Source organism: Corynebacterium sp. BF-R-2, from assembly GCF_024586525.1.
GTDB classification, from domain to species: domain Bacteria; phylum Actinomycetota; class Actinomycetes; order Mycobacteriales; family Mycobacteriaceae; genus Corynebacterium; species Corynebacterium singulare.
Window position 1 is genome coordinate 43,061 of sequence record NZ_JAMFTP010000012.1, and the last position, 17,532, is coordinate 60,592.

A 17,532-nucleotide genomic window follows, 5' to 3' on the forward strand; every position below is an offset into this window, starting at 1 on the left:
TTAGCTGTCCTTGAGGGTGGAACTGTCATCGACGACATCGTTGACGGCGTTGGCGGCGCCAGGAGAGTTTCCAACCGCGGCGCCAGCGGCGACCTTTTCGCGCGGGGACATCGAGGAATCGACGGACTCGGCCTCGGCATCCCAATCATCGTTGACGTTCTTGGCGTCGACTGGGTTGCGGCGTGCGCGCATGAGGATAAGGGCGACCATGCCGAGGAGGAGGACGAGGTCAACAATGGCACCGACCATTGTGGTGGAAACGGTGGAGACGCCTTCAGCAATCCACCAGGTGGCGAATCCAACGAACGCTGCACACGGCAGAGTGATGAGCCATGCGGCAGCCATGCGCATGGCCACACCCCAGCGAACCTGTGCGCCCTTGCGTCCCAAGCCGGTACCCAGAATAGAGCCTGTGGACACGTGGGTTGTCGACAGTGCCATGCCGCCGGTGGCGGAGGTCAAAATGATGGCAGCAGACGTTGCCTCGGCGGCCATGCCCTGCGGGGATTCGATCTCAACGAGGCCCTTGCCCAGGGTGCGGATGACGCGCCAACCGCCAGACATCGTGCCGGCTGCAATGGCTACGGCACAGGCGATGATAACCCACGTCGGAATGCGTGCATCAGAGTTGGCCTCACCGGCAGCGACGAGGGCGAGGAAGATAACGCCCATGGTTTTCTGGGCATCGCCGGTACCGTGCGCCAGGGAAACCAAGCAGGCGGTGACGATCTGGCCGTGGCGGAAGTGTTCGTTCTTAACTTTTTCGGGGATGGTATTCGTTACCCAGTAGACCAGTGCGGTGCCGCAGGCCGAAACCATGGCGGCAATGAAGGGGGAGGCAACAGCTGGGATAATGATCTTGCCGACGATGGAAGACCATGCCACACCGCCCGTGCCGAGGGCTGCGAAGGCGGCGCCGATGAGTCCGCCGAACAGAGCGTGGGAGGACGAAGAAGGCATTCCCAGCAGCCAGGTGAAGAGGTTCCAGGAAATGCCGCCAATCAGGCCGGTAAAGACAACCATGAGGAGGGCGTCGCCATCGGCAGGGACAGACATATCGTAGGAATCGAGATTCACAATTCCCTTGGCCACCGTCGCAGCAACGTTCACGGACAGGAACGCGCCGACGAGGTTAAGGACTGCGGAAATGGCTACTGCTGTAAATGGCTTAAGGGCACCGGTGGCGATGGATGTGGCCATGGCGTTGGCGGTGTCATGAAAACCATTGGTGAAGTCAAAGGCCAAGGCGGTAATCACCACGATGGCGAGAATGATGAGTGTCGCTGACACGTGCGGGAGCCCTTTCAGGACTAGGGGACCAATCTACAAAAAGGCCAGCGTGTGGTGCACTCGTTGCAGAAGGTGGTGCCTCGAAATGCATGCTAACCGGGGAAAACACTAGTCCTAACGAGGTGGTGGGCCAACTATGATGGTTATAGGCCCCTACCTGCGAAAACACAAATTATGTTTGATTAATTGGTCATAAAGCTATATAAAATTTTGAAAGTTTACGCATCCGTACATGTAGAGTTTACTGTTCATTTACCGAACGTGGGTGAGCGGGTTAGACCTCCACAGGAAGCCACGCATAACCAAAAGGTCCCAGATCCACGGGTCCCAGATCCACAGTGTGCTCGGTGAAGTTATGCAGACACAGTAACTCGCCGCGCTGGAAACCCAACACACCAGCATGGCCCGTTTCCACCGCCTCGAAAGGCGCGGTGCCGAGTTCCGGATGTGCCTTGCGCTGCTGAACGAGACCGCGCAGGCGGTGGAGGAGAGAGGCGTCGTCGGCAAGCTGCTCCTCCACCGAAATCCCCACGCCACCGACGATGGGACGGCGGGTGTGCGCGGCTGTACTGAAACCAGCGCCCTCGCCCGGCTCCCACTGCATGGGTGTGCGTACTGCATCTCGGTCGGGCAGCTCGGGGGCATCGTTCATGCCGATCTCATCGCCGTAATAGAGGAACGGTGCGCCCGGCAGCGTCATGAGCAGTGAGTAGAAGAGCTCAATCTTGCGGTAATCGTTGCCTAGCAAAGGAGCTAGGCGCCGAGCGATGCCCACGTGGGCACGCATCTGATCATCTGGCAGATAGTGCCCGTACATGATGGCGCGCTGGTCTTCACTGACCATCTCCAGTGTCAGCTCGTCATGGTTGCGCAGGAACGTGCCCCACTGGCAGCCCTGTGGCAGCTCGGGGAGTTCATCCATGATGTCGTACACCGGGGTGGCGTCGCCAAGCGCTAGCGCCTGGTACAACCGCGGCATCACCGGGAAGTTGAACACCATGTGGAAGCGATTGCCCGAGCCATAAAACTCCATGGTCTCTTCCGGCGGCTGGTTGGCTTCCGCGATCATGATGGCCTCGGGATAGTTCTCATCGAGGAAGGCGCGGACCTTTTCGACAAACTCGACTGTTTCAGGGAGGGACTCGCCGCCCAACCCATCGCGTTCATAGAGATACGCAATCGCATCGAGGCGGAAGCCGTCCACCCCCTTGTCCAACCAGAAGGAGAGGATGTTGAAAACTTCCTCGTGCACCTTCGGGTTGTCATAGTTGAGATCGGGCTGGTGCGAGTAGAAGCGGTGGAAATAATACTGCTTGCGCTCCGGATCCCACGCCCAGTTGGAGGTCTCAGTATCGGTGAAGATGATCCGGATTTCGGGGTAGCGCTGCGGGTCATCACCCCACACGTAGTAGTCACCGTAAGGCCCGTTCGGGTCGGTGCGGGAGGCTTGGAACCACGGGTGATCGCTCGATGTGTGGTTGAAGGCCAAGTCCGTCATGAGACGCATGCCGCGCGCATGGAGCTGGTCGACGAGCTCGTCGAAGTCATCCATCGTTCCATAATCCGGGTGGATGGAGTAGTAATCAGCAATGTCATAGCCGTCGTCCCGCAGCGGCGAGGCGTAGAACGGCGAGAGCCACAGGCAATCGACGCCCAACCACTTGAGGTAATCAAGCTTCTCAATGACGCCGCGCAGGGTGCCGACGCCTTCGCCGTGGGTATCTTTGTAAGAGCCCACAAGGGCTTGGTAGAAGATGGCGTTATGGTGCCAGCTCATCGGAGATCCTTTTGTTTAGCCCGCCATAGGAGGTACTCCGCCAGCACGAGTGCGCCGGCAAGGAACCCCGGCCAGAGGGCGGGGGAGGGCTGGAAAAGATTGAGAACTGCCTGCACAAGCGCGAGGAAGGCGAAGAAACCGATGAATCCTAGCGCGGTGTCCCAGAGCAGTGCACGGCGCATTAGGCCTTGACACCTCCGGCGGTCAGGCCAGCGACGATGCGGTGCTGGAAAATGAGCACCATGATGATGAGCGGAATCGTCACCAATGCGCCGGCCGCCATCGTGGCAGCGTAGGGGTACTCGAAGGCCGAGGGGCCAGAGAAACGTGCGATGGCCACGGTGACGGGCTCTGTGCCGGTCGTTGACAGCTGCTTGGCCAGCATGAACTCGTTCCACGTCGTGATGAATGCGATGATGGCGGTGGTGAACAGCGCCGGCGCGGCGAGGGGTAAGAGCACGAGGCGGAAGGCCTGGCTTCGTGAAGCCCCGTCCACCCGCGCGGCTTCCTCCAATTCCCATGGCAGCTGGCGGAAGAAACTCAGGAGCGTATAGACCGTCAGCGGCAGCGCGAACGAGATATTCGGGATGATCATCGCGCGGTAGGTGCCAATCCAGTTGAGGTCACCGAACAACTGGAAGAGCGGGGTAACCAGAGCAATGGCGGGGAACATGGAAGCGGCCAGGATAATGCCTGTGACCACACCTTTTCCGGGAAAGTCATACCGCGCCAAGGCATAAGCGGTAAACACGCCAATGAGTACGGCCACCGCGGTGGTAGCTAGGGAGATGAGCAGGGAGTTACCTAGGGCATTGAGGAAGTCATTGCCCTTATCCGTTGCTAGCGCGTCACGGAAGTTATCTAGGGTGACATGTGTGGGCCACGGCGTGGTGTCGAAGGTGTGGGCCTTATCGCGCAGGGCGGTGACGACCATCCAGTAAAACGGTGCGAGGCCCCAAAACATGATGAAGAGGATGCCAAGGTAGTGGCCAAACTTTTTCATGGGGTTACTCCTTATCCTTCTTCTCACGGGTAGCTCCTGAGATATCAGCGCCCAGGAAGCGCACGAGAATGAATGCCACGGCGAAAATCAAGAGGAAGATGAGCGTGGACAGAGCGGAAGCCGAGTTGAAATGGCCCTGGCGCATATCCTCAACAACGAGCTGAGAAATCGTGGCGGTGGGGGAATTGGAGGACGCCGAAATCATGATGACAGGTAGGTCGTACATACGCAGCGCGTCGAGGGTACGGAAGAGAACCGCCACCATCAGTGCCGGCTTCACCAGTGGAAGGGTGATGGTAAAGAAGGTCTGGATACGGGAAGCGCCGTCGACACGGGCGGCATCATAGACATCCCGCGGAATCATTTGCAGGCCCGCCAGGATGAGGAGGGCCATAAACGGCGCAGTCTTCCACACATCCGCGATGATGACTGCGAGGCGTGCGTAGAAAGGGTCCGTTGTCCACGCAATGCGCTCACCAATGAGCGAGTTGACGATGCCATCCGGGGCAAACATGAACTGCCACAGCTTTGCCGTCACAGCGGTTGGAATGGCCCATGGGATGAGCACGGCCGCGCGAACGAGGCCGCGACCGCGGTACTCGCCGTTCATGACGAGCGCCATGAACATGCCGAGGACGGTCTCCAAGGCCACGGTAACCACGGTGAAGAAAAGCGTAATTTTCAGTGCCGGCCAGAAGTCTGTGGCAATAACACCATCCGGGCACGTCGTAGCCTGGCCGGTGGCGGACATGCATTTGTTTGAGATCCAATAAAGGTAGTTCTCGAGGCCCGCGAAGGAGCCTTCCTCAAACACGCCCGTGGTGGGGTTGAGACGCTTATTGCCCTGGAAGGACAACATGACAGCGCGCACGATGGGGTAGCCGATCACCACGGCCAACGCAATGAGCGCTGGTGCAATGAGCCCGGCTGCTTGCAGATACTGCTTGCGTGATTGCGCAGTACGCGGTGTACCAGCCATGCGATGCCTGCCTTTCTACGTTGTGAAGTTTATCGGGAATATAAGGGGGTAGTTGTGGAAATCATAGCGGGTGACTCGGACATGATGCTCAAGGCCGCTGTGCACCCAGATCGCAGAAAGGGGCGCGGGCAAGTCTCAGCGGACTCACTCGCGCCCCAAGCTCGCGGGCAGAATTAACCCTGCGACGCTGCCTCGATAGCGGCCTTCATGTCCTTCGATGCGTCATCGACGGACTTGCCGGCGGTCAGTGCGGCGTAGGCGTTATCCTGCACGGCCTTGGAAATGGCGGTGTAGAACGGGGAGACTGGGCGCGGAGCTGCATTCTCCAGGGACTCCTTCAGGGCTGGGAGGTACGGGAATTCCTCGACCAAGGAGTCGTCATCGTAGATGGACGCCAGCACCGGCGGGAAGGAAGCCTCGGCGAAGGACTTCTGGTTCTCCTCGTTGATGATGAACTTCATGAAGTCCAGGGCCGTGGCCTTGTGCTCGGAGTTGATGTTGATGCCGTTGTTGTAGCCACCCAGGGTGGAGACACCAACACCATCTTTGCCCACCAGCGGCTGGACCTCGAACTTGATGCCCTTTTCCTCAGCGTTGGTGTACATGTACGGCCAGTTGATGGCGAAGGCCGTCTTGCCCTCGGTGAAGGCCAGGTTGGTCTCCTCTTCCGTTGCGGCGGTGGAGTCCTTGGAGATGGTGCCGTCCTCGTAGGCGTCAACAAGCGCCTGCAGGCCCTCCTTGGCCTCATCCGAATCGACGGTGACATTGCCCTGCTCATCCAGAATGGAGCCGCCCCAGCCCTCGATGAAGCCAGCGGTATTCACAGTCAGGCCCTCATACTGCTTAAGCTGCGTGGTCAGGCAGGAGGTGTTCTCCTTGAAGGCCTCACACGCGGAGGTGATGTCGGCGAACTTCTCCGGAGCCTTGTCAGCCAAGTCGGTGTTGCGGAAAAGCAGCTGGCCGTTGGTGTTCTGCGGCAGAGCGTAGAGGGTGCCGTTGTAGGTGGCGGAATCCACGGTGGGCTGCAGAAGGTCAGAGGTGTCAACCTCAAGGTCACCGGTCAGCGGGGCGAGCCACTGGTTAGCAGCAAAGTCAGCGGTCCACACGACGTCGAGCGCCATGACGTCATAGTCAGAGTTTCCTGCCTGCAGGGACTGCACGAGGGTTTCGCGCTGCGCGTCTGCCTCGCCAGCGAGCTCCTTGAGTTCAACCTTCTCATCCGGGTGCTCGGCGTTCCATGCCTCAATGATGGGCGTGATCTTGTCAGTATCGTTCTTGCCCATGGCAAAGGTGATCGGGCCGCGGCCGTCACCGCCGTCCGTGGAGGCGGCCTCGGAGCCAGTGCTTGACGACGATCCCTCATCGCTCGACGAGCAGCCCGTCAAGGTCAGTGCAAGTGCTGCTGTGGTGACGACGACACCGCGACGGACAGTGCGCAGGGAGCTGTGGAGAAACGGCTTCTTCATAGAGTATTCACCTTTCGGAAAACTTCTGGTGACTTCAAAATAGGGGATCAGATCCACTCCGCAAGCGGTTTTGACATTTATTTGACTTTCCGCGGGGGTGAAAGCTACCCCCTGTTAGTTGTTAATGCGATCCCCAGTCTCGGGGTCAAAGCGGTGTGCCTCGCGCGGGTTGAAGCTGAGCACGACTTCTTCGCCGCGTGTCGGAACCTCCCCGCGGGCACGAGCGACGAAGCGCTGTTCGCCCACGGTGACATACACGAAGGACTCCGCTCCAAGCTCTTCGACGAAATCCACGACACCAGGGAAGCCCAGTGGGCCCTTGTTGATGAACATCTTCTCCGGGCGCACGCCGATCCGGCCGCCGTTGTAGTTAAAGATGTTCATGGCTGGCGAGCCGATAAAACCGGCGACGAACTCGTTAGCGGGAGCATCGTACAGTTCACGCGGCGGGGCTACCTGTTGGAGCACGCCGTCCTTGAGCACAGCGACGCGATCCCCCATGGTCATGGCCTCGACCTGATCATGCGTGACGTAGACAGTCGTGGTGCCGAGGCGCTGCTGGAGGCTGGCCAGTTCCGCGCGGGTTTGCACACGCAACTTGGCATCCAGGTTGGAGAGCGGCTCGTCCATGAGGAAGACTTTGGGGTTGCGCACGATGGCTCGGCCCATGGCCACTCGCTGGCGCTGGCCGCCAGAGAGATCCTTAGGCTTGCGCTTGAGGTATTCGGTCAGACCGAGGGTCTTCGCGGCTTCCTCCACTTTGGCTTTGATCTCTGCCTTAGGGCGCTTGGCCAGCTTGAGGGCGAAGCCCATGTTTTCCGCCACGGTGAGGTGCGGGTAGAGCGCGTAGTTTTGGAAGACCATCGCGATGTCACGCTCGCCCGGCTCGAGACCGGTGACATCCTTGTCATCGATGAGGATGCGGCCGCTGGAGACCGGTTCCAAACCGGCCAACGCGCGCAGCGTGGTGGATTTACCGCAACCAGAAGGGCCGACGAGGACCAGGAACTCGCCATCGGCGATCTCCAGGTTGAGGTCCTTCACCGTGGGGTTCTCGGCACGCGGATAGGTGATGCCGACGTTCTCAAAAGTGACCTTTGCCATGCAGTAACCCTAACACTCGGCACGGACACCACGGCGCAGGTTCGAGCTGTGAGGCAGCGAGTAGGATCAGGCAGCATGACAGCTTTAGATATGGATCGTATCCGCGAAGCCTTGGCGGAAGACTTCGCCGTCATCGAGTACACCGAGTCCACTGGCTCTACCAATACCGACCTCATGCAGGCGGACAAGGTGGCTGATGGCACGGTGCTGCTAGCTAATGAGCAACTTGCTGGCAAAGGCCGCTTGGGCCGTCACTGGGTCAGCCCAGCCGGCTCGCAGCTCATTTTCTCTGTACTTATTCTTCCGGATTCGCTCGACCACTTGGGCACCCTGCCGCTGGCAGCGGGCCTCGCTGTGACCGACTCCGTCGACGGTGCCGTCCTCAAATGGCCGAATGACGTGCACATCGACGGCAAGAAGCTGTGCGGCATCCTCGCTGAAGCCGGCCCAGTGGGCGAGGCCTTCAAGTCCGCGCCGAAGACTGAGGTCTCCAAGGCTGAAGTGTCGAAGGCTGAGGTCGCCAAGGCGGAAATCAACAAGGCCGAGGTGGCACCCAAGACCCAAGCGGCTACCCCGCCGTCCGCGCGCGTTGTCGTGGGCATGGGCATTAACGTCACCCTGAGTCGCGAGGAGCTGCCCATCGAGGCTGCGACCTCCCTAGCGCTCGAGGGACGCGACACCGACCGCACGGAGCTCGCCATCACCGTGCTGAAGAACCTACACCGCCGCATTAGCCAGTGGGAGAAGCAGGACCCGCAGCTCATGGCGGACTATCGCACGGTGTGCTCGTCCATCGGCCAGGAGGTCCGGCTCGAGGCTCCAGCCGGTAACGTCACCGGCACCGTTGAGGGTGTGGCCGATGATGGCCGCATCAATGTTGGTGGCGAATACTACTCCGCCGGCGATGTCATTCACCTGCGGCCCGCTGCGCAGTAGCTTTGGTCGGGCGGGGCGTCGTCAAGCACGCGTCCTCTCTATGAGGCATTCGCTCAAAGGCATCTCTCAAAGGGCGTTTTCTTTCCTTAAAACGCCATATGGAGACCCCACAAGGCGTTTTTAGAGGTAAAAATGCCCTTTGACTGATGCCGTTTAGAAGATGCCCTGTAGAAGATGCCCTGCGGAAGATGCCCCGCGGGAGGCGCTAAGCAGGTGCCCCTCTGCACCACCATGAACTGAGTGCCGCACAGTCGGCTTGTGTGAGCAGGTGGGTATCATGAGCCCCATGAACCTCATGCAGATGGGCCGCGGCGAAGTGGTCCGCGCAGATATGACAGCACCGTTTCGCACGCTGCTGTTCCCGTTTCTTGAGCTCATTGTGGTTACAGGCGTGGCGTGGATTGCCATCGGCTGGTGCGACTATAACGGCATTGACTTGGCGCTTCGCAATGGTTTAGTAGTTATCTGGGCCCTGCTTGCTGCCTGGCGCTTTGTCCTCCCCTTGGTGAAAGCCCGCCGTAAGCGCTTCATTGTGACCAACCTGCGCGTCATCGCCCGCGACGGCAAGCGCGTAGATTCCATCCCTCTCACGGATATCCGTGGTGCCCGCCGTCGCCGCGGTGGGATTTCGCTGGCACTTCACGGATACGAGAAGCCGATGTATTTCCCGTCCATCCCCAAAGCCAGGCGCGTCGAGGACATCCTCAACGAAAAACCGGTCTGGGGTTAGTCCTTAATCTCCGTTGTGTGTAGCTGCTGGTCCAGGTCATCAGGGGCCAGGTTGGCGGAGCGGAACTCGTGGGTCAGCGGCAAGCGCAGATCGAGGTCCGTGCCGGGGCAGAGCTCAATGGTGGCCTCATCCACCGTGTAGTCCAGCACGTGTCCACCGGAGGTGCGCTCGGCGTCGATAAAGTGCACGTGGCATCCGGGTACTGAAATTCCTTTTTCAAAGACCGGGGTGCGGAAACCGCCGATGGTGCCTTCAACGTCGCTAAAGCGCAGCTCCTTATCGCCGCCCACCGCTTGTTTCAACGGGGGATAGGGCTTGCTCTGCTTGACCACCGTGCGGGTAACCACGTTGCTGAACCGTCCGGTGATGCGCACCGCGTACATGAAGTTGGCGGAGGGCTCGAGCTCATCGATGAAGGCGGAGAGCTCCTCGCGCTTCAATCCCTTGGGTGCGGCCACCTTAATACGGGGGGCAAAGTTCGTGGCCACTGCGAAGGGGGTTCCTTGGTCCAGATCGGCGACCGTCGCAGTACCGTCCCCGCGCAGTTGGTAGCAGACGCCGTCGAGGATAATCATCTCTCCATCCAGCGCATCGAAGGTGCCGATGCCGAAATTGCCCTTGCCTAAGAGCTCACCGATGGTCATCTCGCCGTCATAAATGCCGTCCAACAGGGCGGTCATGAGGGAGTTCTGAAAGATGGTATGCCGGACGATCATGGCCTCAAGGCTAGTATTGAAGGGGTGAGTGAACAACATAAACCAACCGTGACTGTTTTTGGAGACGGCCAGCTTGCGCGCATGATGCAGCCGGCCGCCGCTGAGCTCGATATCCATCTGCGCCTCCTGACATCCGCGCCGGATAAGTCCGCCGCGCAGGTCATCCCGGACGTCGTCCTCGGTGACTACCACGACTATGAGGTGCTGACGAAGGCTGCCGAAGGCGCCGATGCTGTGACCTTTGAACACGAGCACGTGCCGACGGAGCATGTGCGCGCGCTTATCGACGCCTCCTACAACGTCCAACCTCAACCTTCCGCCCTCCTCTACGCGCAAGACAAGCTGCTCATGCGCCAGAAGCTCTCCGACTTGGGTGCCCCGGTGCCGCGCTTCGCCGCCATCGAGTCGGTGGAGGATGCCCGCGCTTTCGCCGAGCTGGTCGAAGGCCGCGTGTGCCTCAAGGCCCGCCGCGGTGGCTATGACGGCCACGGCGTGTGGTTCCCCTCTGCCGAGGAGCTGGAACCGCTGGTAGAAGAGCTTCTTTCCGCGGATACTCCGCTCATGGCCGAGGAAAAGGTCGCTCTGACTCGGGAGCTGTCTGTGCTCGTGGCTCGCCGCCCCTCCGGTGAGGTGAAGGCATGGCCGGTGACGGAGTCTGTGCAGCGCGAGGGTATTTGTGCCGAGGCTTTTGCCCCAGCCCCGAACCTCTCGCCGGAGCTGACCGAGCGAGCTCTGCAGGTCGGTATCCAGGTTGCCACCGAGCTCGGAGTGACCGGCGTTCTGGCCGTTGAACTCTTCGCTTTTGGTGCTAAGCAGGATGCGGGCGCCATTATCGCGTCTGCCTCCGGTGCCCCCGGCATGGTGGTGGAGGAGGATATCGCCGTTAACGAGCTGGCCATGCGCCCGCACAATACTGGCCACTGGACCCAGGATGGCTGCGTAACCTCGCAGTTTGAGCAGCACCTGCGCGCGGTTTTGGACTTGCCGCTGGGCTCTACCGAGCCGCTGGCTCCGATTACCGTCATGTCCAACGTGCTGGGAGCCGACGAAGACCCGGCCATGTCGATGCCCGATCGCGTCCGCAACGTCATGGAGCGCTACCCAGAGGCCAAGGTCCACCTCTACGGCAAGGACCACAAGGCTGGTCGCAAAATTGGCCACGTCAATGTCGTCGGCGAGGACGTCGAAGAGACACGGCGTCGTGCGCACGACGCCGCCCATTTCCTCGTCCACGCGCAGTGGGCGGAGGATTCCAACGTTTAAAGGAGAGAAGTCATGGAACCGCTCGTTGGCCTGATCATGGGCTCTGATTCCGACTGGCCCACAGTTAAGCCCGCAGCTGAGGTGCTCGCTGAATTCGGCGTCCCCTTCGAAGTGGGCGTGGTGAGCGCTCACCGCACCCCGGAAAAGATGCTGGCCTATGCCAAGTCCGCGCACGAGCGCGGGCTGAAGGCCATCATCGCCTGCGCAGGCGGTGCCGCGCACCTGCCGGGCATGGTCGCTGCGGCCACGCCGCTGCCGGTCATCGGCATCCCGCGTGCGCTCAAGGACCTTGATGGCCTCGACTCCCTGCTCTCTATCGTGCAGATGCCGGGCGGCGTGCCGGTAGCTACCGTGTCGATTGGCGGTGCCAAGAATGCCGGCCTGCTTGCCGTGCGTATCTTGTCTGCTGGTGACCCAGCATTGGTGGACAAGATGCTTGCCTACCAGGAGAACATGGCCGCCGAGGTGGAGAAGAAGGACGCGAACCTGCGTTCTCAGCTTCTCGGAGAGTAATTAGCTGGGCAGCTCTGCTTCACGATGAGGGTAGGAGGCCTGGGCGCCCGAGCCCGTCACGGCGAAGGCCCCGACCCGGGTGGCATAGCGCGCTGCCTCCACCAGCGAATCTCCCTTCAGAAGTCGCGCGCACAGCGCGCCAGCGAAGGCATCGCCCGCGCCCGTCGTATCCACGGGTGTGACCTGCGGTGAAGCAATCTCTGTGAGGTCATCGTCTGCCACCAGCGCGCCGCGCGCGCCGAGCGTTAACACGACTGACGCGAACCCGGCATCGCGCAAACGCTGCGCCAGATCCACGGGCGAGCCCTCAGCACTGAAACCGAGCTGCTCCAAGATGAGCCCTGCCTCATGTTCATTGGCCAGCAGGGGATCGGCACGCAGAAGTGCCTCGTTGTCCACTTCCACGACCGGCGCGAGGTTTACCACAACCCTGCCCGTGGCCAGCGCGATGGCCTGGGCAAAACCATCAGCGGGAATTTCGCCCTGCAGCAGAACCAGCTCCGCTGCGGCGATGGGGGAGGAGTGGGTGGTGACGAAGGGGGCGTCGACAAGCGCATTGGCTCCCGGCACCACGATGATGGTGTTCTCACCCTGCTCGTCCACAGTAATGACGGCCAGGCCGGTCACCTCGTCTGTGCGCGCAACATGCTCGAGGTTCACGCCGCTGGCCTCAAGGTAATGCATGGCAGGTGCTGCGTAGGCATCGCTGCCCACCGCGCCCACAAAGCTGACACGAGCGCCCAATAGCGCGGCCGCTACCGCCTGATTCGCGCCTTTGCCACCTGCATTAATCTCGCCGCCATGGCCCAGGAGTGTTTCGCCCGGCTTGGGATGCCGCGAGGTATGGACCACGAGGTCTGCGTTGATGGACCCGACTACGCACATGTTCATGCTGACCAGTATGCACGCTAAGCTAGCAGCCATGCAGTTTCCGGTTCTGGTGTTGGGCGCGCGCGTCGAGGGCGGCGAGCCGGGTTCTCTGCTACGCAGCCGCCTCGACCGCGCGGTGGTGGCGGCCCGCATGATGCCGGATGAGCCTGTCATCGTATCCGGCTTCGGGGAAGCAGAGCCGATGGCGCGCTACCTCATCGCGCGTGGAGTTGCTGCTGGGCGAATCCTTGTGGAACCGATGGCGACCAGCACGAATGAAAACCTCGAACGCGCCCATGCGCTGTGCCCGGAGTATGCGTATTTTCGTGTCGTGACGAATGACTTTCACGTTCTGCGCACGCGTATCTGGGCCTGGCACCTGGGGATTCGCGTTCGTGTGCACGGAGTTCGCACTCCCAAGGAAGCGCGGGTGTGGAACTACCTGCGTGAAGTGGTGGCGACTCCGCACTCGCTGCTGCGGATTGTCTGGCGGCGCGTGGTGGGACTAAAGACTAGCTGCCGATAATGATCAGCAGAATCGCGATGAGCCAAATGACGAACCAGTGGCGCTTCTGCGGCTGGGTTGGGTTGGCTTTTTGCTGCAGGGACTTGATGAAGTACCAGGCACCGGGCAGGCCAAATCCGATGCCCCAGAGCACTTCGGTTTCACCAATTGCGTTGAGACCAATGAGAACCGAGAAAGCACTCAGGGCGGCTTTGACGAAAGAAAATTGGTGAATTGAGCCCGCTGAGGCCGGGGCTGGGTCTGCTGCTGGGGCCGGGGCTGGGGTGTGGTCCGATACAGGAGCAGGTGTGTCGGTACGCTGCGGCTCTTCGAGAGGCTCCGCATAGGACTCGGCGAAAGGATTAACCCCGCGGCCACGAGAAGGCTCGTCCAACTCCTCGAAGGGGTTTGAGTCAAAGGGATTGGTCATACGGTTCACCCTAGGCTAGGGGCCGGCCACACCCCGAATTAGAGCTTCGACAGGGCTTTGGTGATGCCCTCCTTGAGCGTGGGCTGCGATTGTTTCCGGGGATGTGCGATGGCGCGCAGTCCCATGTACGCAATCTGGTCGGCGGCCCGGTTGAGCGGGTCGCCCGCATGGCCCAGTACGCGGCGAATCGTGACATCGCAGACGCCCTCAACATCTTTCCAGGCCTGCTGGAAGCGCGAGCGCGAACCCGAGGAAAGCCCGCGCCACACGCCCCGCGAACGCACTGCTTTTGAGCCCTTTGTCCGAATTTGCTTCACCGCGTCGAGGGCGGCAACGGAGTCAGACTCGATGATGGCCTTGGTGGCGCCGACCTTGAGCAGGTATTTCAGCGCTAGGGTGAGGGATTCGAGCTCCAGCTCATCGGTGCTCGCAGAGGTTTCGCGGGTGCGCAGGCGGTAATCGCCGTTGCCCGCCACGAAGCACATCGAGCCTTTGAACACGGTGTCGGAGGATGCGTCCGTCGCGATGCGCACCGTGGCGCCGTCCGGCCACGAGGAGGCCGTGGAAAAATTCGGCCACCAGTGTGCCTTGGGGGTCTCCACCTTTATGGCTTGCTTCTTGCGGGGAGCCTCGCCTTCCTTCTTGGCTCGGCGCGCGGTGATGCCTGCCTCTTTGCGTCGTACGGAGCTCGCGCTTCTCGACGCCCTATTCTCCTCCGCAAAGCTTCCCGTCACGCTATAGCCGCGCTCCTCGAGCGCGGAGCGCAGAGCGGTTTGACGGCGTCCCGTGACGATCCACGTGCGGCCCTTGATGTTCTTCGTGGCCTTCTCAAACTCGCGAACGGCTACCTCAACGATGTCGCCCTGGCGAATGTTCCCCTTGCGCACGAAACGGGTGTCTTTGGTGTTGACGGCGATGACCCAGCCGTCGATAGTCCCGCCCTCCGCGGAATCCCAGCGTTCATCCCACAGGGCGATCGCCACGTGCACCGGCGCCGAGACCATGTCTTTGGTGATCTTGCGGGTGCCGTACGTTCGCGACTGGTTGCCCGTGAGGGCAGAGAGCTCGAGTGGTTCCATATCCCTATCAGTAAACCATTAGGAGCGGTCCACGACCCAAGCCACGGGCAGTTCCTCACCCACAGAAGCCACCCGCTTCAGCAGAACCGGCCGGGTAATCGTTAGCGTATAGCCCTCTGGGCCATAGGACACTTCAAGCCCTGTCTCCTCTGAGACCGCGACCGCGCGGGCACGGAGGAAGGCGTGGTCGGAGGGATCGACGAGGACGTCGTCAAGCGCAATGTGGCAACGCTCACCGTCGTTAAGCTCGGCAATGCGGGACGCCAGGAACCGTGCGGGTACCGTTTCGGAGCGGTGTGGGGTCTGCTCAAAAGGATTATCGCCGCGCGGGGCAGTGGTGAGGTGGCGCTCCGCCTCAGCGCGGGCACGCTGCAAAATAGGGGAAAGCGGTGCGTTGGACTCCAACTTATCGGCGATGAGCAGTGCTTCCTTCCACGCCATCGCATCGAGGGCACCCGTAAGAAGCGCGGCGAGCAACTCTGAGGCCGGGTATCGCGGCAAGGATGCGATTGCGCTGCTGATCAGAAAACGTCTGGCTCCACCAGGGCAGGAGGCCATAGGCCTTGAGAAGAGAGAACATGTCCGCGAGTTTACTGTGCGGCTGTAACGCTGGGCACCGAACCGTCACATACCCAGTGAGCCCATCAGTAATCTGGAGTTTTAGTGACTGTTTTTTCTTTGCCTGGTTCGCGGAAGCGGGAATTCTCCCGGCTGTTCCGTGAGCATTACCCGGCGGTGCTGGCCTACCTTCGCCGCCGCGTTCCACCAAGCCATGCCGAAGAGCTGGCTGCTGACGTCTTTGAGCGGGCCTGGACCGGCTTCGACTCGCTGCGTGGCACGCCGCTGCCCTGGTTGTATGGCATCGCCCGCAACGTCATGCGCGAGTTCTACCGAACGCGCCGCGAGACGGAGAACCTCGACGACCACGAGCTGGAGTCCTACGCCGGCTACGACGCCGTCGACTTAAGCCTCGATATCAGTGAGGCCTTCCTGCGCTTGCCCTCCGCCGAGCAGGAAATACTGACCCTCCATGCGTGGGAGGGGCTCGACCACCCGGAAATAGCCGAAGTTCTGGGCATTTCCCGCACCAACGTCCGCGTGCGTCTACACCGCGCCCGTACTCATCTATCCGAACTCACAGGAGAATCCGATGTCTAACTCTCTCGACCGGCTCCGTGCGGCGAACCCCGTACCGGACGCCTCGCTTTCCGACGATTCCCTCAAGCACTCCGAAGCCACCCTCGCCCGCATCACGAAGGGGCGTCCGACGTGGACCTATGCCGCAGCCGGCGTAGCGGTCCTGGCGCTGGTGGGCGGCGCGATTCCGCTGCTCAATAACTCGGAGCCGGTGGCCTCCGCCTCGGAGATCCTGACCCAAGCCGGCGAGGCGGCTGGCGCTCAGCCTGATGCTCTGGATAAAGGCGTCACGGCGAAGGAGTACATGAAGCGAGTGGACACGGTGGGCGATGCCATGGCGGTAACCGAATATTCGGTGGACGCGGGTGGTGCCGTTGAGGTGTCCTCGCAAGGCGAGGTCCCCGGCTTTGACCCGCAGCCTTCGGTGGACCCGGAAGATCTGGTCATCGCGACTGACCGCGCCGGGTTGGAAAAGCTGGCTGATACCTTCCCCAACCGTGCGCTCGGTGCGCTGGAGCTCCTGCTCCAACCCGGTCTGACCAGCGATCAGCAGAAGATCACCTACGAGATCCTCGCGGATACTGACGGCAACGACGTCGGTAGCGTCGAAGGCGAGGGGGAGGACGAGCTGGTCACCGTGATTCGCGATTCCGACCATGTCAGCTTCTCCGTCCTCCCAGCCACCGGACAGCTCGTGCGCGTTGTTGGCCTCGTGGGCCCAGACGTGGAAACCACCGTCGATGCCACCGCCATCCTGGACTGCGTCTCCGTGACGGGCCTCGACGGGCCCGAACGAATCTCGCTAGCGTGCGCCGACAACAACTACTTGGTCAACCAGCTGAAGTGGTCAAACTGGGGTGCAGAAACTGCGGAGGCGGATGGTGTGGCCATCGAGAATGACTGTGACCCGAACTGCGCGGAGGGAACGTTTAAGGAAGAGAAGGTTAAGGTGGTCGTCGATAAGCGCGAGGCGTGCGGCTACCACGCTGAGGTGTACTCCCGTGTCCGAGTGCAGTACGAGGATGGGCGCGAAGAGGAGCAGGCCATCGGCTGCGCGCCTTAGGTGAGCTGGCGCAGGGCGAACTGGCCATACATCTCGCCCAATTCCTCGGCGGTGAGATCACCGTCGGGGGAGAACCATTGGGCTACGCCGATGCCCATATCGATGAGTGCCCAGCAGGCGATTTTGAGGCTTTCGGCATGGAAATCGCCCTCGTTGACCACGGCCATCCAGCGTGCCACATAGTCGCGGCGTAGCTGGAGGACCACCGACTTATGGGGCTCTTCGAGGTTAGTGAGCTCGTTGTTGACCACGCGGACGCGCCGGGCATGGGTGGCGTGGTAGACAACGTGCGCTTTCATCGTGGCGACGAGCTTTTCGCGCGGTTCTTTCAGTCCCGCCAGCCCGGCAGCGTTGGCGCGGAGGAGATCCTCCATGGCGGTGATGGTGACCTCGGCGAGAAGCTCCTGCTTTGAGGAAAAGTGGTTATAAAGGCTGGAGGCGCGCATGCCGACGGCCTTGGCGATGTCCTCCATGCCGGTGGCGTGGTAGCCGCGTTGGTCGAAGAGGTCGAGCGCGGCGGCGGCGATCTGGTCGCGGCGTTTCTGGTTGGCCATTGTGGCGTCCTCCTCTTTGTGGCTAATGGTGGTTAGTGTACAGGGCAGCTGCTTGACAGGGGGGCGAGAGTCAGGTCACAATTGAGGCTAATAGTCATTCGTATTACCTGGAGAAGC

At 61.1% G+C, this 17,532-nt stretch carries 20 protein-coding genes; 7 read left to right on the forward strand and 13 right to left on the reverse strand.

What is annotated here, in order from left to right:
* The 7 genes from M5J09_RS09750 to M5J09_RS09780 all read right to left on the reverse strand — a co-directional run bounded on the left by M5J09_RS09750 (window position 1) and on the right by M5J09_RS09780 (window position 7,619).
* Window positions 1-1,290: an inorganic phosphate transporter gene (locus M5J09_RS09750; RefSeq protein WP_042529574.1), complete on the reverse strand. Its 1,290-nt coding sequence runs from the start codon at window positions 1,288-1,290 to the stop codon at window positions 1-3.
* Between the two features lie 274 nt (window positions 1,291-1,564).
* Window positions 1,565-3,067 carry a maltose alpha-D-glucosyltransferase gene (gene treS, locus M5J09_RS09755; protein WP_257157712.1) on the reverse strand — a complete coding sequence of 501 codons (1,503 nt, stop codon included), beginning with the start codon at window positions 3,065-3,067 and terminating at the stop codon, window positions 1,565-1,567.
* Window positions 3,064-3,249 carry a hypothetical protein gene (locus M5J09_RS09760; protein ID WP_042529578.1) on the reverse strand — a complete coding sequence of 62 codons (186 nt, stop codon included), beginning with the start codon at window positions 3,247-3,249 and terminating at the stop codon, window positions 3,064-3,066. Before M5J09_RS09760 ends, treS begins: the two co-directional genes overlap by 4 nt.
* Window positions 3,249-4,070, reverse strand: coding sequence for a carbohydrate ABC transporter permease (locus M5J09_RS09765; protein WP_042529580.1), 822 nt, complete (start codon window positions 4,068-4,070; stop codon window positions 3,249-3,251). Before M5J09_RS09765 ends, M5J09_RS09760 begins: the two co-directional genes overlap by 1 nt.
* A gap of 4 nt (window positions 4,071-4,074) precedes the next feature.
* Complete coding sequence (locus M5J09_RS09770; RefSeq protein WP_042529582.1) at window positions 4,075-5,049, reverse strand: carbohydrate ABC transporter permease; 975 nt, start codon at window positions 5,047-5,049, stop codon at window positions 4,075-4,077.
* 173 nt (window positions 5,050-5,222) lie between these two features.
* A complete protein-coding gene (locus M5J09_RS09775) occupies window positions 5,223-6,515 on the reverse strand; it encodes an ABC transporter substrate-binding protein (RefSeq protein WP_257157713.1) in 1,293 nt (430 codons plus the stop codon).
* Between the two features lie 114 nt (window positions 6,516-6,629).
* Window positions 6,630-7,619 (reverse strand): ABC transporter ATP-binding protein, encoded by a 990-nt coding sequence (locus M5J09_RS09780; protein WP_239180079.1) that lies wholly within the window; start codon window positions 7,617-7,619, stop codon window positions 6,630-6,632.
* A gap of 75 nt (window positions 7,620-7,694) precedes the next feature.
* Between M5J09_RS09780 and M5J09_RS09785 the strand changes: the two genes are divergently transcribed.
* Both M5J09_RS09785 and M5J09_RS09790 read left to right on the forward strand, forming a co-directional pair.
* A complete protein-coding gene (locus M5J09_RS09785) occupies window positions 7,695-8,555 on the forward strand; it encodes a biotin--[acetyl-CoA-carboxylase] ligase (RefSeq protein WP_257157714.1) in 861 nt (286 codons plus the stop codon).
* Between the two features lie 286 nt (window positions 8,556-8,841).
* Window positions 8,842-9,285 carry a hypothetical protein gene (locus M5J09_RS09790; protein WP_257157770.1) on the forward strand — a complete coding sequence of 148 codons (444 nt, stop codon included), beginning with the start codon at window positions 8,842-8,844 and terminating at the stop codon, window positions 9,283-9,285.
* Here M5J09_RS09790 and budA read toward each other — a convergent pair.
* Window positions 9,282-10,001, reverse strand: coding sequence for an acetolactate decarboxylase (gene budA / locus M5J09_RS09795; RefSeq protein ID WP_257157715.1), 720 nt, complete (start codon window positions 9,999-10,001; stop codon window positions 9,282-9,284). The genes M5J09_RS09790 and budA overlap by 4 nt on opposite strands.
* Here budA and M5J09_RS09800 point away from each other — a divergent pair.
* Both M5J09_RS09800 and purE read left to right on the forward strand, forming a co-directional pair.
* Window positions 9,987-11,264: a 5-(carboxyamino)imidazole ribonucleotide synthase gene (locus M5J09_RS09800; protein ID WP_257157716.1), complete on the forward strand. Its 1,278-nt coding sequence runs from the start codon at window positions 9,987-9,989 to the stop codon at window positions 11,262-11,264. The genes budA and M5J09_RS09800 overlap by 15 nt on opposite strands.
* Before the next feature lie 12 nt (window positions 11,265-11,276).
* Window positions 11,277-11,777 (forward strand): 5-(carboxyamino)imidazole ribonucleotide mutase, encoded by a 501-nt coding sequence (gene purE / locus M5J09_RS09805; RefSeq protein WP_070537803.1) that lies wholly within the window; start codon window positions 11,277-11,279, stop codon window positions 11,775-11,777.
* Here purE and M5J09_RS09810 read toward each other — a convergent pair whose 3' ends face one another.
* Window positions 11,778-12,668 carry a ribokinase gene (locus M5J09_RS09810; RefSeq protein ID WP_257157717.1) on the reverse strand — a complete coding sequence of 297 codons (891 nt, stop codon included), beginning with the start codon at window positions 12,666-12,668 and terminating at the stop codon, window positions 11,778-11,780.
* Window positions 12,669-12,699: 31 nt separating this feature from the next.
* On the opposite strand from M5J09_RS09810, the gene M5J09_RS09815 reads away from it, so the two are divergent.
* The gene (locus M5J09_RS09815; RefSeq protein ID WP_257157718.1) at window positions 12,700-13,173 is read left to right on the forward strand and encodes a YdcF family protein; all 474 of its coding nucleotides are present in this window, start codon (window positions 12,700-12,702) and stop codon (window positions 13,171-13,173) included.
* Here the strand turns inward: M5J09_RS09815 and M5J09_RS09820 are convergent.
* From M5J09_RS09820 to M5J09_RS09830, 3 genes are read right to left on the reverse strand one after another with little or no spacing between them, the layout of a single operon-like run.
* A complete protein-coding gene (locus tag M5J09_RS09820; RefSeq protein WP_257157719.1) occupies window positions 13,160-13,582 on the reverse strand; it encodes a hypothetical protein in 423 nt (140 codons plus the stop codon). The two genes, M5J09_RS09815 and M5J09_RS09820, sit on opposite strands and share 14 nt — an antisense overlap.
* 38 nt (window positions 13,583-13,620) lie before the next feature.
* On the reverse strand, window positions 13,621-14,661 hold the full coding sequence (locus M5J09_RS09825; protein ID WP_042529599.1) for a ribonuclease HI: 1,041 nt from the start codon (window positions 14,659-14,661) through the stop codon (window positions 13,621-13,623).
* 18 nt (window positions 14,662-14,679) lie between these two features.
* A complete protein-coding gene (locus M5J09_RS09830) occupies window positions 14,680-15,162 on the reverse strand; it encodes a hypothetical protein (RefSeq protein ID WP_257157720.1) in 483 nt (160 codons plus the stop codon).
* 162 nt (window positions 15,163-15,324) lie between these two features.
* Between M5J09_RS09830 and M5J09_RS09835 the strand changes: the two genes are divergently transcribed.
* Together M5J09_RS09835 and M5J09_RS09840 are read left to right on the forward strand one after the other, a co-directional pair.
* Window positions 15,325-15,819: a sigma-70 family RNA polymerase sigma factor gene (locus M5J09_RS09835; protein WP_239180066.1), complete on the forward strand. Its 495-nt coding sequence runs from the start codon at window positions 15,325-15,327 to the stop codon at window positions 15,817-15,819.
* Window positions 15,812-16,861: a hypothetical protein gene (locus M5J09_RS09840; RefSeq protein WP_257157721.1), complete on the forward strand. Its 1,050-nt coding sequence runs from the start codon at window positions 15,812-15,814 to the stop codon at window positions 16,859-16,861. The genes M5J09_RS09835 and M5J09_RS09840 overlap by 8 nt, the downstream gene beginning before the upstream one ends.
* Here the strand turns inward: M5J09_RS09840 and M5J09_RS09845 are convergent.
* The gene (locus M5J09_RS09845; RefSeq protein ID WP_042529608.1) at window positions 16,858-17,415 is read right to left on the reverse strand and encodes a TetR/AcrR family transcriptional regulator; all 558 of its coding nucleotides are present in this window, start codon (window positions 17,413-17,415) and stop codon (window positions 16,858-16,860) included. The two genes, M5J09_RS09840 and M5J09_RS09845, sit on opposite strands and share 4 nt — an antisense overlap.
* Window positions 17,416-17,532: the final 117 nt, after the last annotated feature.

What these genes read in the sequence shown, in the direction of transcription:
- treS (WP_257157712.1), bottom strand. Translation starts at nt 3,067, where the DNA reads ATGAGCTGGCACCATAACGCCATCTTCTACCAAGCCCTTGTGGGCTCT.
- M5J09_RS09760 (WP_042529578.1), bottom strand. Translation starts at nt 3,249, where the DNA reads ATGCGCCGTGCACTGCTCTGGGACACCGCGCTAGGATTCATCGGTTTC.
- M5J09_RS09765 (WP_042529580.1), bottom strand. Translation starts at nt 4,070, where the DNA reads ATGAAAAAGTTTGGCCACTACCTTGGCATCCTCTTCATCATGTTTTGG.
- M5J09_RS09770 (WP_042529582.1), bottom strand. Translation starts at nt 5,049, where the DNA reads ATGGCTGGTACACCGCGTACTGCGCAATCACGCAAGCAGTATCTGCAA.
- M5J09_RS09775 (WP_257157713.1), bottom strand. Translation starts at nt 6,515, where the DNA reads ATGAAGAAGCCGTTTCTCCACAGCTCCCTGCGCACTGTCCGTCGCGGT.
- M5J09_RS09780 (WP_239180079.1), bottom strand. Translation starts at nt 7,619, where the DNA reads ATGGCAAAGGTCACTTTTGAGAACGTCGGCATCACCTATCCGCGTGCC.
- M5J09_RS09785 (WP_257157714.1), top strand. Translation starts at nt 7,695, where the DNA reads ATGACAGCTTTAGATATGGATCGTATCCGCGAAGCCTTGGCGGAAGAC.
- M5J09_RS09790 (WP_257157770.1), top strand. Translation starts at nt 8,842, where the DNA reads ATGAACCTCATGCAGATGGGCCGCGGCGAAGTGGTCCGCGCAGATATG.
- M5J09_RS09800 (WP_257157716.1), top strand. Translation starts at nt 9,987, where the DNA reads ATGCCGGACGATCATGGCCTCAAGGCTAGTATTGAAGGGGTGAGTGAA.
- budA (WP_257157715.1), bottom strand. Translation starts at nt 10,001, where the DNA reads ATGATCGTCCGGCATACCATCTTTCAGAACTCCCTCATGACCGCCCTG.
- purE (WP_070537803.1), top strand. Translation starts at nt 11,277, where the DNA reads ATGGAACCGCTCGTTGGCCTGATCATGGGCTCTGATTCCGACTGGCCC.
- M5J09_RS09810 (WP_257157717.1), bottom strand. Translation starts at nt 12,668, where the DNA reads ATGAACATGTGCGTAGTCGGGTCCATCAACGCAGACCTCGTGGTCCAT.
- M5J09_RS09815 (WP_257157718.1), top strand. Translation starts at nt 12,700, where the DNA reads ATGCAGTTTCCGGTTCTGGTGTTGGGCGCGCGCGTCGAGGGCGGCGAG.
- M5J09_RS09820 (WP_257157719.1), bottom strand. Translation starts at nt 13,582, where the DNA reads ATGACCAATCCCTTTGACTCAAACCCCTTCGAGGAGTTGGACGAGCCT.
- M5J09_RS09825 (WP_042529599.1), bottom strand. Translation starts at nt 14,661, where the DNA reads ATGGAACCACTCGAGCTCTCTGCCCTCACGGGCAACCAGTCGCGAACG.
- M5J09_RS09840 (WP_257157721.1), top strand. Translation starts at nt 15,812, where the DNA reads ATGTCTAACTCTCTCGACCGGCTCCGTGCGGCGAACCCCGTACCGGAC.
- M5J09_RS09845 (WP_042529608.1), bottom strand. Translation starts at nt 17,415, where the DNA reads ATGGCCAACCAGAAACGCCGCGACCAGATCGCCGCCGCCGCGCTCGAC.